This is a genomic window from Duganella sp. Dugasp56 (assembly GCF_047304105.1).
Taxonomy (GTDB): Bacteria; Pseudomonadota; Gammaproteobacteria; order Burkholderiales; family Burkholderiaceae_D; genus Rugamonas; species Rugamonas hordei.
Genome location: NZ_JBGLYQ010000001.1, coordinates 26653 through 39779 on the forward strand (window position 1 = coordinate 26653; position 13127 = coordinate 39779).

The following is a 13127-nucleotide window of genomic DNA, read 5'->3' on the forward strand; positions in this document are numbered from 1 at the left end:
AAGTGGCAGATGCCGATTTTGCGTCACCAAAATCTTTATTTCAAGATAAATTTACCTATTTAATAAATTTAACCAATATGCAATAATTGGTGAGAATTCTTGGCGAAAAAAGAAAAAAAGCCGCCTCAAGGCGGCCTTCAGTGGAACCTCCGGAAAATGGACTAGGCGGCGGGCCTTATGGCCTGGATGGCTGTCAAAGGCCATTCAGCGATCAGCTGAGCGGCTTTTTTGTTTACAACTAGATAAAATTGTTTTTGTGGAAATTTGATAGTTTTCAGTCAAAATTAGCCGATACACTACAAAACGCAGCGCGACAGCTCTGCCTTTTTTCCACATCCACCCGGAGTAAAGATGAAAAAGTTTCTTGCACTGGCAACCCTGCTTGCAATGAGTTCGGCACACGCCGACTGGCGCCCCACGGTCCTCGACCGCTACTACACGCTGACCATCAACTATGGCGGCGGCAGCCGCAGCATCATGGAATTCGAGACCGCCAACGGCCCGCTGCGCAGCGTGGCCGAGCAAGTTGTCTCGATTCCCTATGGTTTGGAACAAGGTTTGAACACTTACGTTGCGCAACTGGTCAATAGCAATGGCGCACACTTCCTGCAAGGCCATCTTAGTGGCAGCATCAACGCATCGATCCGCCCGCAGTCTTCGGGCGTTACCTATCTGGGCCTGAACGGATTTAGTTACTATGCGCTGAGCAGCTACAGCGGCTCGAAGTTCGGCATTCTCAACTACACCTGCCAGAACCAGCTCTACCTGAACAACGTCTCGGTGACGGCGCAGTATGGCTCCGTCAACGGCGCCCTCGGCAGCAATGTCGGGCTCACTTTCAGCCCGACCTCCAACACGGACTGCGATACCAACCTCGGCTGGATCATTCCGGGCGTCGACCGCCTGGTCAATTCGGTCGCGACCAAGGTCGACGCCGGTATCGAAGCCACGCTGCTCAATTCCGCAGCCAAAGTCAAGGACAGCCTGTTCTTCGCCCGCGACCAAAACTTCTTGGTCGGCCTGAACAAACTGGTGCCGGCCGACACCGTCATCGCCTTGCCAGGCGGCGGCACCTTCGCGCTGGGCCAATACGTTCAAAACAATATGGCCTACCTGTTGGCCAACAGCCAGATCAACGCCAAGATCGACCGCGGTGCGGTGGTCGACAACGTTGTCGGCAACGACTTCCCCGGCGCCGATATCACCGGCAATGTGATTACGCTGGCCGTGACCACCCCAGGCACCTCGTTCAGCGTGCAGTTGCAGCAGACTTCCGATATTCGTTGGAACTGGGTGTGCAACATCGCTCAACCACAGGCGGTCTGCGAACAGCCTTAATGCTATATTGCGCCGCGCTGGCTTTCAATACATGCGACTTACGCGCCCACAGCGGCATTGCTGCCGCTGTATAGCACGACGTGTTGCAGGAAGGCCGGCGCGGCCAACGGCTTGGCGAAGTGGTAGCCCTGCGCGATATGGCAGCCCCACTCCCGGATCAGGCCCAGCGACTGCTCAGTCTCCACGCCCTCCGCCACCACCTGGTAATCCAGCTCCCTGGCCAGCGAGATCAGCGAGCGTACGATGCGCTGGTCGCGCGGGTTGGCGTGGACGTTACGGATCAGCGACTGGTCGACCTTGACCACCGTGGCCGGCACTTTTTGCAGGTAGGCGAAGTTGCTGTAGCCGGTACCGAAATCGTCCAGCGCCAGGCTCATGCCGAGCGCGCGGATGTCGTGCAGCGTTTTCAGGATGCCGCTGCCTTCCATCCAGATACCTTCGGTGCATTCGATCTCCACGTAGCGCGGATCGACGTTGAATTCGCGGCAGACGTCCGACAGCCGCTGCACGATGTCCGGCTCCTCGAAGTTGTAGGCCGACAGATTGATGGCGACTTTGACCCGGTGACCATCCGCATGCCACTCCGATACCTGCTTGATCGCCGTGCGTATCACCCAATGCGTCAGGGGACCGATCAGCGCGGTCTTCTCGACCAGCGGGATGAATTCAGCCGGCGATATCGGTCCCAGTTCGTCGTGATTCCAGCGCAGCAGCGCTTCCGCCGACAGGCAGGCACCGTTCGCCAGATCGTGTTTGGGCTGGTACACCAACTGGAACTGGTCGGCCTCGATACCGGCCTGCACGTCGTTCAGCAGGCGGAAGGCGCGCTGCTGCCGCTCATCTTCGGCGTTGTTGTATACACTCCATCGCTGCTGCTTGATCAAGGCCTGGTTGACGGCCGCCGCGGCCTTGCGTGGCGCATCCTTGGCGGCGGTCGGGCACAGTTCGAAGGCGACGATGCCGCCGAAGCTGGGCAGGTTCAGCGGAATATTCAGGTTGAGCAGCGGCGCCTGCAATTGCGCTTCCAGTCCCTGCAGATAGTCGATGAAGCCCTGCGTGTCCTCGTCGTTGGAGAGGATGGCGAAGCGCGCGTCGGTCAGATGATAGAGGTGCGCCCGGTTCTCGAACAGCAGCTTCAATCTGTCGCCGACGGCACGTATCAACTGGTCGTAGACGGCGACGCCAAGCACGCGGACGATTTCGAAAGCGCGGGCGGAATCCGGCATGTCGATCGCCACCAGCACCCGCTGCTGGCCGGCGTGACGTTTGCCGAGCGCGTCGAGGTCGTCGGCCATCTGGTATTTGTTCGGCATGCCGCTGACCGAGTCCACGTGGCCTACCGCGCGGCCCAGCATGATGTGCGACATCACCAGCGCCGCCATCCCGGTCATGCGGTCGCGATCGGCCTCGCTCAAGGCGCGCGGCTTGGTGTCGATGACGCACAGGGCACCGATGGCGTAGCCTTCCGGCGTCACCAGCGGCGCGCCGGCGTAGAAGCGCACGCCGGTCGGACCTGTGACCAGGGGATTGTTGGCGAAACGCGGATCGAGCAGCGTGTCCTCGATCATCAGCACCCTGCCCTGGCGGATCGTATGATCGCAAAAGGTCTGGTCACGCTGGTTGGCGCTGGGCGGCGGACAAAAGCCTACCGTCGATTTGATCCACTGCCGGTCGCTGTCGATCAGCGAGATGTATGCGCCGGACATGCCGAACATCTCGGCCACCAAGCGCGTGACGGCATCAAAGTATTCGCTGGTGTTGGTGTTCAGGATACCCAGCTGGTGCAGCGCCGCGATGCGCTCCGGCTCGGAATTCCTCAGCATAATCTCCTGCATCATCACACACCCGCCGGTGCCGGCAGCATGGCGCGCTGGCGCGCGCCGGCGGCCTGTTTGCCGCGCGCAGGCGCAGCATGGTGCGATGCCGGCTCGGTCTTGAACACGCCGACCGCGTGGTTCAGTTGCCCGGCCTGGTCCTGCAGCGTCTGCACCGCGCCCGCCGCCTGCTCCACCAGCGCCGCATTCTGCTGCGTGACCTGGTCCATCAGCGAAATGGCGCGGTTGACTTCCTCGATGCCCTGGCGCTGCTCGTTGCTGGCGGTGGTGATCGCCTCGACCATGCCGCTCACTTTCTTGACGCTGTCGACGATGTCGCGCATGGTCGTGCCGGCGTGCTCCACCAGCTGGGTGCCGGCGTGGATCTGGCTGACCGATTCGTCGATCAACGCCTTGACTTCGCGCGCCGCCGTCGAGCTGCGCTGCGCCAGGTTGCGCACTTCGGAGGCCACCACGGCAAAGCCGCGGCCCTGTTCGCCGGCGCGCGCCGCCTCCACCGCGGCGTTCAGCGCGAGGATGTTGGTCTGGAAGGCGATGCCGTCGATGACGCTGATGATGTCGACGATCTTGCGCGACGAGTCGTCGATGGAGTTCATCGTGACCACGACTTCCTCGACGATCTGCCCGCCCTTGCTGGCGATGTCGGAAGCGCACTGCGCCAGTGTGTTGGCTTGCTGGGCGCTGTCGGCGTTCTGCTTGACGGTGGCGGTCAGCTGCTCCATCGCCGACGCGGTTTCTTCCAGCGAGCTGGCCTGGTCTTCGGTGCGGCCGGACAGGTGCTGGTTGCGCTCGGAGATCTGACCGCTGATGTCGCTGACGGCGTTGGCGCTTTCATGTACTTCGGTGACGGTGGTGCGCAGGTTGCCGCTCATTTTTACCAGCACGGCCATGATGCTGTCCCTGTCGCCATCGCGCAGGTCGACGTTGTGATACAGCTCGCCGCGATCGACGGCGTTGGCCAGCGCCTTCACTTCGGCCGGCTCGGCACCCAGGGCGCGCAGCAGATATTGGGTCACGCGCCATGCCACCACCGCGCCGAGGGCCACGGCCGCGGCCAGCAGCGCCAGCATCAACGACTGGAAGTTGTGCGCGGCCTTGCGCGCCAGTTCCGATTCGGCTTCCGTCATCTTTTCCTGCTGATCGATGAAGCCGTTGATGGCGGCCAGCCATTCGACAAACGCCGGCTTGGCCTGCGCCAGCATCATCTGGCGGGCGCCTTCGATGTTGCCGGCGCGGCGGGTGTCGATAATCTTCTTGATCATCGGCGTGGTGCGGCTTTCGCTTTGCTTGATCTTGGCCAGCCAGTCGCGTTCTTCGCTGCCGATCTTGGCGCCGGAGGCGGAGAACAGGCTGTCCAGCGGCTGTGCGGATTTCTGATAGTCCGCGTCCAGCTTGTCGATCAGGCCGGTGACGCCGCCGATGTCGCCGTCGGCCACCAGCGTCACGTCGCGCAATGCGATGGCGCGGTCGTGCACACTGCCCCGGAAGTTGATGGCGTAGCGCTGCTTGACGTTGTTGACGTCGCTGATGTGCTGCAGGCTGGCGTCGATGGCGTTGACTTTGTAGATGCTCAGCACCGTCAGCACCAGCATCATGGCCAGCAAAATGCCAAAGCCGACCGTGAGACGCGTCGCAACGCTGATTTCATTCTTTGAGGATTCCATGCTGTTTCCTTAATTCTTACGTGGTGAACGCAATCATATTCCATACGGCAAATGTTCGTGAAATTTATTAATTAAATAAATTCAATAGATATTGACTATACGAAATGTCGATAAGTTAATCCAATTAAAAATTTACTACCAATTGGCAACGAAAACGACCCTCGAAAGAGGGATTGTGCGGAATGGGCGTCAGGTGATACCGGTACCAAAAACCACCAGTACCCTCAGGCCGGGGCCGTCGTCGCGGTTGTCCAGCCGGATAGTGCCCTGATTGCGCGCGGCGGCGCGTTCGGCGATGGCCAGGCCCAGGCCGCTGCCCGCCTGGTCCTGGTCCGGCAGGCGGAAGAAGCGTTCAAACACCTTGCGCAGCATGTCGGCCGGGATGCCCGGCCCCTGGTCGGCCACGGACAGCGTAACCCCGCCGTCCAGCTCCTCGATGGCGATCGACACCCGCCCGCCCGGCGGCGAATACTTGACCGCGTTGCTGACCAGGTTGTCGATCAGCGAGGCCATGCTTTCCAGATGCATGGGCAGCAGGCAGCGCTCGGGCGCCTGCAGTTCGATCTCGATGCCGCGCGTGGCGGCGATCTGTCCGGCCAGCGCCAGACGGTCGGCCACCAGTTCCACCAGGTCGCGCGGCGCCAGGCTGGTGTGATCGCGGTCGCCGCCGGATCGGGCCAGCGCCAACAGTTGATGCACCGTATGGGTGGCGCGCTGCACGCCTGCGCGCAGGCCCTCCCCCGCCTGTTCCACGCGCTGTACTGTCCGTGTAGTGGTCAGTGTATCGGCGTTGATCTGGATGATGGACAGCGGTGTTTTCAGCTCGTGCGCGGCGTCGACCAGGAATTCCCGTTCACGCTCCAGGCGCTCGGTCAGCCGCTCCATCAACTTGTTGACGGAGCCGACCAGCGGCGACAGCTCCTGGTACGGCGACGCCGCCAGCGGCGACAGGTCCGTCGCCGAACGCTCCTCGATCTCGCCGACGATGTACTTCAGGGGACGCAGGCCGACGCGGATGATGAACCACGCCGGCAGCAACAGGAAGGGAATACTGAACAGCAGCGGCGCGAAGTAGTAGCCGATGCTCGACACCTGCAGCATCCACTCGCCGATCACCTCCGTTGCCATGCGCACGGTGACGCCGGTTGCGGGATCGTCCTCCACCGAGACGACCCAGCCTTCCCGCAGCGGCTGGCCGTACGGACCGGCGGCGGCGTCGGTCGGCGGCAGGCCCGGGTCCGGCGATGCATAAACCAACTGGCCGCGCTTCCAGACCTGGGTCTGCAGCGCCGGAATGTACCAGCCCAGTTCCTTGTAGAGTGCGTAGTGCAGCCCTTCCATCTTGCGCACCACCGGCTGGATCTGTTCCGGCGGACGTTCGCCGATGGTCTGCATCACGACCAGGATGCGCAAGGCGCTGGCGCGCAGTTCGCGCTGCATGTCGCGCCGCTTGGCGGTGCGGGTTTCGTAGACGTCCAGCGCCAGATTGGCCAGCCACACGAGCAGCATCACCGAGATGAAGCCCAGCAGCAGGCGGCGGAACAGCGAGCGGTTCTTCATCGGCTATTCATTTGTCGACCACGTAGCCGACGCCGCGCACGGTGCGGATATAACCTTCGCCGATCTTCTGGCGCAGGTGCGACATGTGCACGTCCAGCGCCGCGCCTTCGCTGTGCGGCAGCGCGCGCGACTCCAGCTCGCGCCGGGTCAGCACCCGGTCCGGGTAGCGCATCAGCGCATGCAGCAAGGCGAATTCGGTTTTCGACAAGACCACATTGGTTCCCGCGCGCGTCAGCAGCATGCGCTTGTCGTCCAACACCAGGTCCTTGACCTTCCATACCGGCTCGCCCGATTCGCTCCAGCCGGTGGCCCGCCGCAGCACCGCGCGCAGCCGCGCCAGCAGTTCGGTGATGACGAAAGGCTTGACCAGGTAATCGTCGGCGCCGCGATCGAGGCCGTTGAGGCGGTCCTCCAGGCTGTCGCGCGCGGTGATGACGAGGATGGGCAGCGTGTGGCCGGCGGCGCGCAGGTCGCGCAGCACGTCGATGCCGTTCCCGTCGGGCAGGCCGAGGTCCAGCAGCACCGCGTCGAACGGCTCGGTCTCGACCCAACGACGGGCGTCGCCGGCGCGTCGCACCCATACCACTTCCTGTCCCGCGTCCTGCAAGGCCGACTGCAGCGCCTTGCCCAACTCCAGGTCGTCCTCGACCAGGCATATCTTCATGACTCTTTGCTCCACTGCGTGAAGTCCGTATCTACGCATCTTCTTGCCGATGTGTCAATCGCCTGCGCGCCACAGCCTTAGGCAAACGTTAAGGTTTCTTTTGGATTTGCTTAAGGAAGACTGTGGAGAATCCGGCAACAGTAGTTCGAATAAATCCAATCAATACAAGGGAGAGTAGATGGACAGCAAAGCAGGGATGAAAACGGTGCCGACGCCTATCGCGTCGGCTGTGGCATTGATGCTGGCGTCGATGGTGACGTGCGCATCGTCGCCGGCGCTGGCGCAGCAGGCCGCGGCCGACGGCCAGCCGATGGAACAGGTTGTGGTGACCGGCATCCGCGCCTCCCTGCAGCAGGCGCTCACGCGCAAGCGCAACAGCGACACGCTGTCCGAAGTGGTATCGGCCGAGGACATCGGCAAGATGCCGGACAAGAACGTGGCTGACGCCATCCAGCGCGTGCCGGGCGTGAACATCTCCTCCTCCGCCGGCGGCGAAGGCGGCTTCGCCGAGAACGACCGCGTCAGCATCCGCGGCACCAGCTCCAGCCTGACGCAAACGCTGGTCAACGGCCACACCATCGGCACCGGCGACTGGTTCGTGCTGGACCAGGCGGGCGCCGTCGGGCGCAGCGTCAGCTACGCGCTGCTGCCGTCGGAAATCGTCAGTGCCGTCACGGTCCAGAAAAGCCAGCAGGCCGACATGGTCGAAGGCGGCGTGGCCGGCTCGGTCAACATCGAAACCCGCAAGCCGCTCGATTTCAAGAAGCAGCTGACGCTGGAAGCCTCGGTCCAGGCGATCCGCGCCGACCTACCGGGCAAGACCGACCCGCAACTGAATGCGCTGATCGGCTGGAAGAACGACGCCAAGACCTTCGGCGTGCTGCTGCAGCTGTTCTCGGAAAAACGCCACGAGCGCCGCGACGGCCAGGAGTTCTACGGCTATGCGCCGATCGACGCCGAGAGCAACGCCGCCAAGGCGCACCCCGAACTGGCGGGCGTACTGGCGCCGGCCGGCATCAGCGCCTCGCTGTTCGAGCAGACCCGCAAGCGCACCGGCGGCGCCATCGACCTGCAGTTCAAGCCGAGCAGAGACTTCAGCTTCGACATCAACGGCTTCAGCTCGCAGCTGGACGCGGCCAACTACAACCGCAGCTTCTACAACAACATCGCCGGCAACCTGAACGCCACCGATCCGGACACCGGCGCCTCCGTCGGCGTGGTGCCGTCGGCCTACACGGTCAGGAGCGGCACGCTGGTGTCGGCCACGATACCGGCCTCGCAGTACCCGGCGGTCAGCGCCACGAAGCCGTACAATTCGTCGCTGTACTCGGCCTTCGGCGACCAGATCTATCGTCCCGGCTCCTCGTCCTCCTCGGCCTACATCGATCTCGATGGCGCCTACAAGGTCAACCAGGACTTGCGCATCACCGGCAGCGCCGGCTACACGCGCGGCACCGGCAAGACCCCGGCCGATATCGGCTACGAGGCCGGCCTGACCGGCGCCGGCTCCAGCTACACGCTGAACGGCATGTCGCCGGCGACGATATCCTTCCCTGGCGCAGACACTTCCAAGTTCACCAACTACGTGACCGCCTCCGCCTGGGGCTCGCACGTGGTCACGCTGGATACGGAAAAATACGGCCAGCTTGACGGCGAACTGAAACTGGACAAGGGCGTCATGGAGTCGGCCAAGTTCGGCGTGCGCTACGCCGAGCACCACCGCAACGTCAGCCAGCCCGAGAACCGCAGCTGCGCCGTGTGCGACGGCACCACGTCGGCGCCGCTGCCGGTGTGGGATGGCGCGACGTATCCGTCCAACTTCGGCAACGGCATTTCCGGCAGCAGCGGCTTCCTGCGCAACGTGTGGCAGATCAGCCCCGCCAACATCGCGGCCTGGGCCACCAGGTACGACCTGGCCGGCGGCCCGAATACCGAGAACTGGGCCGGCGAGATGGATGTCAAGGAGAAGACCAGCGCCGTCTACGGCATGGTCAACCTGGCCGGCGACGGCTGGCGCGGCAACGTCGGCCTGCGCTACGTGCACACCAACCAGGCGACGATCACCAACATCCCGGGCGGCGACAATCCGATCGGCCAGAACAACGTCAACGGCGTCTACACGCCGACCCTGAACCGGCGCGGCTACAACGACGTGCTGCCTAGCGCGAACGTCAAGGTCGACCTTTCGCCGACGCTGGTGGGCCGCTTCGCCGTGGCCAAGACCATGGCCCGCGCCGACTACAGCGCGATGGTGGGCGCCGTCACGCTGAACGACACCAACCTGACCGGCAGCAGCGGCAACCCGAACCTGAAGCCGGTCCGCTCGACCAACTACGACGCGGCGCTGGAGTGGTACTTCTCGCCGAAGTCCCTGCTGTCGGCCGGCCTGTTCTACATGGACATGTCGTCCTACGTCACCTACGGCACGGCCAACCTCACCTACTTCAACAACTCGTTCAAGCGCTTCGACAGCTACACGATCTCGTCGCCGACCAACATCGGCGCCAAGAACAAGGGCGCGGAGCTGGCCTACCAGCAGGACCTGTTCGGCGGCGTCGGCGTGGTGCTGAACTACACCTACACCGACGGCAAGGCGGACGACGGACTGGCGGTGGTGGGCAATTCCAAAAACACCTACAATGCCGAGACTTACTACGAGGACGACAAGCTGAGCGCGCGCCTGGCCTACACCTACCGTTCCAGCTTCTCCGGCGGCTTGTACAACAGCTTCCCGCAGGTGATGGCGGGCACCGGCAACCTGGCGGCGTCGGTCAGCTCCAAGATCAACGAGAACCTGTCGGTCACCTTCGATGCGCTGAACCTGAACAACGCCGTGCTGCGCTACTACGGCATGAACAAGGACCAGCCTATCGCATCGTATTCGAACGGCCGTCAATACTATCTGGGCTTGCGTGGCAAACTCTAAACCACAACGGGTGCTGGCGATCGATGCCTTCCGGGGCATCACCATACTGGTCATGATCTTCGTGAACGCGCTCGCCGGCGTGCGCGGCGTGCCGGCCTGGATGGATCACGCCCCGGCCGGCGTGGACGGCATGACCTTCCCCGACGTCGTGTTCCCGGCGTTCCTGTTCATCGTCGGCATGTCGATCCCGTTCGCTGCGGCGCAGCGGGTGGCGGCGGGCGACTCCACGTGGCGGCAGTGGCGCCACATGCTGTCGCGCGCCGCCGGCCTGCTGGTGCTGGGTGTCTTCATGGTCAATGCCGAGGAAGGCTACAACGAGGCGGCGATGGGCATGTCCATCCATGTGTGGTCGCTGCTGTTCTACGTCTGTGCGATCCTGGTATGGGCGGTGTACCGGTTCGAAAACAAGGCGCTGGCAATCGGTTTGCGCCTGCTCGGCGCGGCCGGTCTGGTCGCGCTGGCGCTGGCTTTCCGGGGAGGCCCGGACGGCAGTCTGCGGCTGGCGCCGCAGTGGTGGGGCATATTGGGACTGATCGGCTGGGCCTACCTGTACGCCAGCGTGGCATTCCGGCTGACGCGCGGCAGTCTGGTGGCGGTGGCCCTGCTGGTGCTGGGCTGTGCGGCGTATTACTGCCTGGCCCGCACCGTGGCGGCGCCGTCGTGGTTTGGCGCCCAGGCCGAGAACGCGGTGCACACGTCAATCGCCTTGTGCGGGCTGCTGACGGCGCTGATCTTCTTCGGCGATGGCGGGCGGGCCGGCCGGGCATTCGGCATGGCGGCGGCGCTGGCCGCCGTGCTGGCGGTCATCGCCTTCTTGCTGCGCCCTGCCTTCCACGTCTCCAAGATCGACGCCACACCCAGCTGGGCCTTGTACAGTTCCGCCATCTGCGTGCTGCTGTTTGCGGCGCTGTACTGGCTGGTGGACGTCCAGCGGCGGCAGCGCTGGACCGCGCTGGTGCGCCCGGCCGCCGCCAATCCGCTGCTGACCTACATCATTCCCTACATCGTCTACGCGCTGATGCAGTATCTGCATCTGTCGTTTCCCGCCGTGCTGGGCGCAGGCTTGCCCGGCCTGCTCTGGGCCGCCGCCTATGCCGTTATCGTCATGGCGCTGGCAGCAGTTCTCAACCGCATGCATATCAAACTGCAGCTATAAACTTAAAAATCTATGCGCATCAATTCTATCGACGCAGTGCGCGGCCTGACGGTGGCCGCCATGCTGCTGGTGAACGACGCCGGCGACTGGTCGCACGTCTACCCCTGGCTGGAACACGCCGAATGGCACGGCTGCACGCCGCCCGACTTCATATTCCCCGTCTTCCTGTTGATCGTGGGCGTGTCCATCAACCTGGCGCTCAGCCCTCGCCTGAATGCAGGAGCGGCCACGGCGCCGTTGACGCGCGCCGTGCTGCTGCGCGCCGTGCGCATCGTGCTGCTGGGCCTTGCGCTGCACGCGGTGGCGATGCTGCTGCTGAACGGGCGGGGCTTCCGCCTGTTCGGCGTGCTGCAAAGGACGGGCATCTGCTTCGCCGCGGCGGCGCTGCTGACGATCCATGTGCGCAGCGCCCGCGCACAGTGGGCGATATGCGCGGCCATCCTGCTCGGCTACTGGGCGCTGTTGGCCGCCGGCGGATCGCTGGAGCCCGGCCTGAACCTGGCGGACCGCATCGACAGCGCCTTGCTGGGCCACCTGGCCTACCAGTACGACGCCGCCACCGGCATCGGCCACGATCCCGAGGGCATCCTGGGCACGCTGCCGTCGCTGGCCACGGTGATCCTCGGCCTGCGCGCCGGCGACTGGTTGCGCAAGGGACAGACCCGCAACCTGGCGCTGGCCGGCGCGGCGGCGATGCTGCTCGGCGGCCTGTGGTCGCTGGCACTGCCGTTGAACAAGCAGTTGTGGACTTCCTCGTTCGCGCTGTGGACCGGCGGCTTCGGCATGTTGGCCATTGCGCTGGCGCACCAGTTGATCGATGTGCGCGGCTGGCCGGCGCTGGGCCGCGCGATGGGCGTGAACGCCATCGCCGCCTACGCCGGATCGTGGATCGCGACTTGCGTGATTGAAGGCAGCGGGGTCATGGCGCCGCTGTATGCCCATGTTTTCAGCCGCCCGCTGGCACCGCTTTTCGGTCCCTGGGTGGCGTCCGTGGCCTTCGCGGCGGCCTTCACCGGCGTGTTCTGGCTCGCTATGGCGTACGCCTACCGACGCAACTGGCGCATGACGATCTGACGGGCGCGGTTTGCTCAGGCCGCCGTGGCAGCGCTTCCAATTTTTAGCATAAGACTTAAACTAGTGGCAACTTACTTTACAAATTAAAAATATTCCTAAAAAAACTATTCTTAAGCATAATGTCGTTCAGGCAAGTTATTGCTTTTATTACTAGTGAACTTTATCTGGAGCCATCTATGCGTTTGAAATCCTTACTGCTGGCTGTTACCGCCGCCGCTGCCCTGTGCAGCGGCGTTGCCAGCGCATCCACCGAGCTGATCGTCAACGGCAATTTCGAATCCGGCGACTACGGCCAGATCAACTGGGGCGGTCATCAGCTGCAAGGCTGGACCACGGCCGGCTACAACTTCCTGTTCAGCGGCTCTAACGTCGATCACGGCGGCACGCCCGGCAGCTACGGCAACCTGCAATTGTGGGGCCCGAACAATGGTTCGGCCAATGGCCTGCAGGCCAGCCCGGTCGGCGGCAATTTCGTCGCCTCCGATGGCGCATTTGAAGTCTCACCTCTGTCGCAGACGGTCAATGGCCTGGTGGCCGGCCAGCAATACAACCTGACCTTCTACTGGGCCGGCGCCCAGCAGTCCGGCTTCAGCGGCGCCACCACCGAACAGTGGAAAGTCTCGCTGGGCGGCGAAACCCAGTCGACCGCCGTGAAGAACAACGTCAACCACGGCTTCACCGGCTGGCAGAAAGAAACCTTCACCTTCACCGCGACCGGCACCAGCGAACTGCTGAGCTTCCTGGCCGTGGGCACGCCTGCCGGCGTGCCGCCGTTCTCGCTGCTGGATGGCGTGTCGATGACCGCCGCCGTACCTGAGCCGCAGACCTGGGGCATGCTGGGCCTGGGTCTGGGCCTGGTTGGTTTCGCCGCACGTCGCCGCAAAGCCAAGGCTGCGTAATATACTGTCAG

General features: G+C 63.5%; 9 protein-coding genes. 5 read left to right on the forward strand and 4 right to left on the reverse strand.

The genetic code is table 11. From position 1 onward, the window contains the following. Positions 1–351 precede the first annotated feature (351 nt). The gene (locus ACCD07_RS00115; RefSeq protein WP_413446125.1) at positions 352–1338 is read left to right on the forward strand and encodes a hypothetical protein; all 987 of its coding nucleotides are present in this window, start codon (positions 352–354) and stop codon (positions 1336–1338) included. A 38-nt stretch (positions 1339–1376) separates the two neighbouring features. Here ACCD07_RS00115 and ACCD07_RS00120 read toward each other — a convergent pair whose 3' ends face one another. The 4 genes from ACCD07_RS00120 to ACCD07_RS00135 all read right to left on the reverse strand — a co-directional run bounded on the left by ACCD07_RS00120 (position 1377) and on the right by ACCD07_RS00135 (position 7061). Further along, entirely contained in the window at positions 1377–3161 is a 1785-nt protein-coding gene (locus tag ACCD07_RS00120; RefSeq protein WP_413446126.1) for an EAL domain-containing protein, read from the reverse strand. A 14-nt stretch (positions 3162–3175) separates the two neighbouring features. Next, on the reverse strand, positions 3176–4837 hold the full coding sequence (locus tag ACCD07_RS00125) for a methyl-accepting chemotaxis protein (RefSeq protein WP_413446127.1): 1662 nt from the start codon (positions 4835–4837) through the stop codon (positions 3176–3178). Between the two features lie 189 nt (positions 4838–5026). Then, the gene (locus ACCD07_RS00130; protein ID WP_413446128.1) at positions 5027–6397 is read right to left on the reverse strand and encodes an ATP-binding protein; all 1371 of its coding nucleotides are present in this window, start codon (positions 6395–6397) and stop codon (positions 5027–5029) included. A gap of 7 nt (positions 6398–6404) precedes the next feature. Continuing rightward, positions 6405–7061 (reverse strand): response regulator transcription factor, encoded by a 657-nt coding sequence (locus ACCD07_RS00135; RefSeq protein ID WP_413446129.1) that lies wholly within the window; start codon positions 7059–7061, stop codon positions 6405–6407. A 178-nt stretch (positions 7062–7239) separates the two neighbouring features. Between ACCD07_RS00135 and ACCD07_RS00140 the strand changes: the two genes are divergently transcribed. The 4 genes from ACCD07_RS00140 to ACCD07_RS00155 all read left to right on the forward strand — a co-directional run bounded on the left by ACCD07_RS00140 (position 7240) and on the right by ACCD07_RS00155 (position 13116). Then, entirely contained in the window at positions 7240–9987 is a 2748-nt protein-coding gene (locus ACCD07_RS00140) for a TonB-dependent receptor (RefSeq protein WP_413446130.1), read from the forward strand. Next, on the forward strand, positions 9974–11143 hold the full coding sequence (locus ACCD07_RS00145) for a DUF5009 domain-containing protein (protein WP_413446131.1): 1170 nt from the start codon (positions 9974–9976) through the stop codon (positions 11141–11143). The genes ACCD07_RS00140 and ACCD07_RS00145 overlap by 14 nt, the downstream gene beginning before the upstream one ends. 12 nt (positions 11144–11155) lie before the next feature. Beyond that, positions 11156–12217 (forward strand): acyltransferase family protein, encoded by a 1062-nt coding sequence (locus ACCD07_RS00150; protein ID WP_413446132.1) that lies wholly within the window; start codon positions 11156–11158, stop codon positions 12215–12217. A gap of 176 nt (positions 12218–12393) precedes the next feature. Beyond that, positions 12394–13116 carry a PEP-CTERM sorting domain-containing protein gene (locus ACCD07_RS00155; RefSeq protein ID WP_176650666.1) on the forward strand — a complete coding sequence of 241 codons (723 nt, stop codon included), beginning with the start codon at positions 12394–12396 and terminating at the stop codon, positions 13114–13116. The last annotated feature ends 11 nt before the right edge of the window (positions 13117–13127 follow it).

Bases quoted from the DNA above. Each gene is read 5' to 3' on its own strand.
- ACCD07_RS00155 (WP_176650666.1), top strand. From the start codon at position 12,394: ATGCGTTTGAAATCCTTACTGCTGGCTGTTACCGCCGCCGCTGCCCTG.
- ACCD07_RS00120 (WP_413446126.1), bottom strand. From the start codon at position 3,161: ATGCTGAGGAATTCCGAGCCGGAGCGCATCGCGGCGCTGCACCAGCTG.
- ACCD07_RS00125 (WP_413446127.1), bottom strand. From the start codon at position 4,837: ATGGAATCCTCAAAGAATGAAATCAGCGTTGCGACGCGTCTCACGGTC.
- ACCD07_RS00140 (WP_413446130.1), top strand. From the start codon at position 7,240: ATGGACAGCAAAGCAGGGATGAAAACGGTGCCGACGCCTATCGCGTCG.
- ACCD07_RS00135 (WP_413446129.1), bottom strand. From the start codon at position 7,061: ATGAAGATATGCCTGGTCGAGGACGACCTGGAGTTGGGCAAGGCGCTG.
- ACCD07_RS00115 (WP_413446125.1), top strand. From the start codon at position 352: ATGAAAAAGTTTCTTGCACTGGCAACCCTGCTTGCAATGAGTTCGGCA.
- ACCD07_RS00150 (WP_413446132.1), top strand. From the start codon at position 11,156: ATGCGCATCAATTCTATCGACGCAGTGCGCGGCCTGACGGTGGCCGCC.
- ACCD07_RS00130 (WP_413446128.1), bottom strand. From the start codon at position 6,397: ATGAAGAACCGCTCGCTGTTCCGCCGCCTGCTGCTGGGCTTCATCTCG.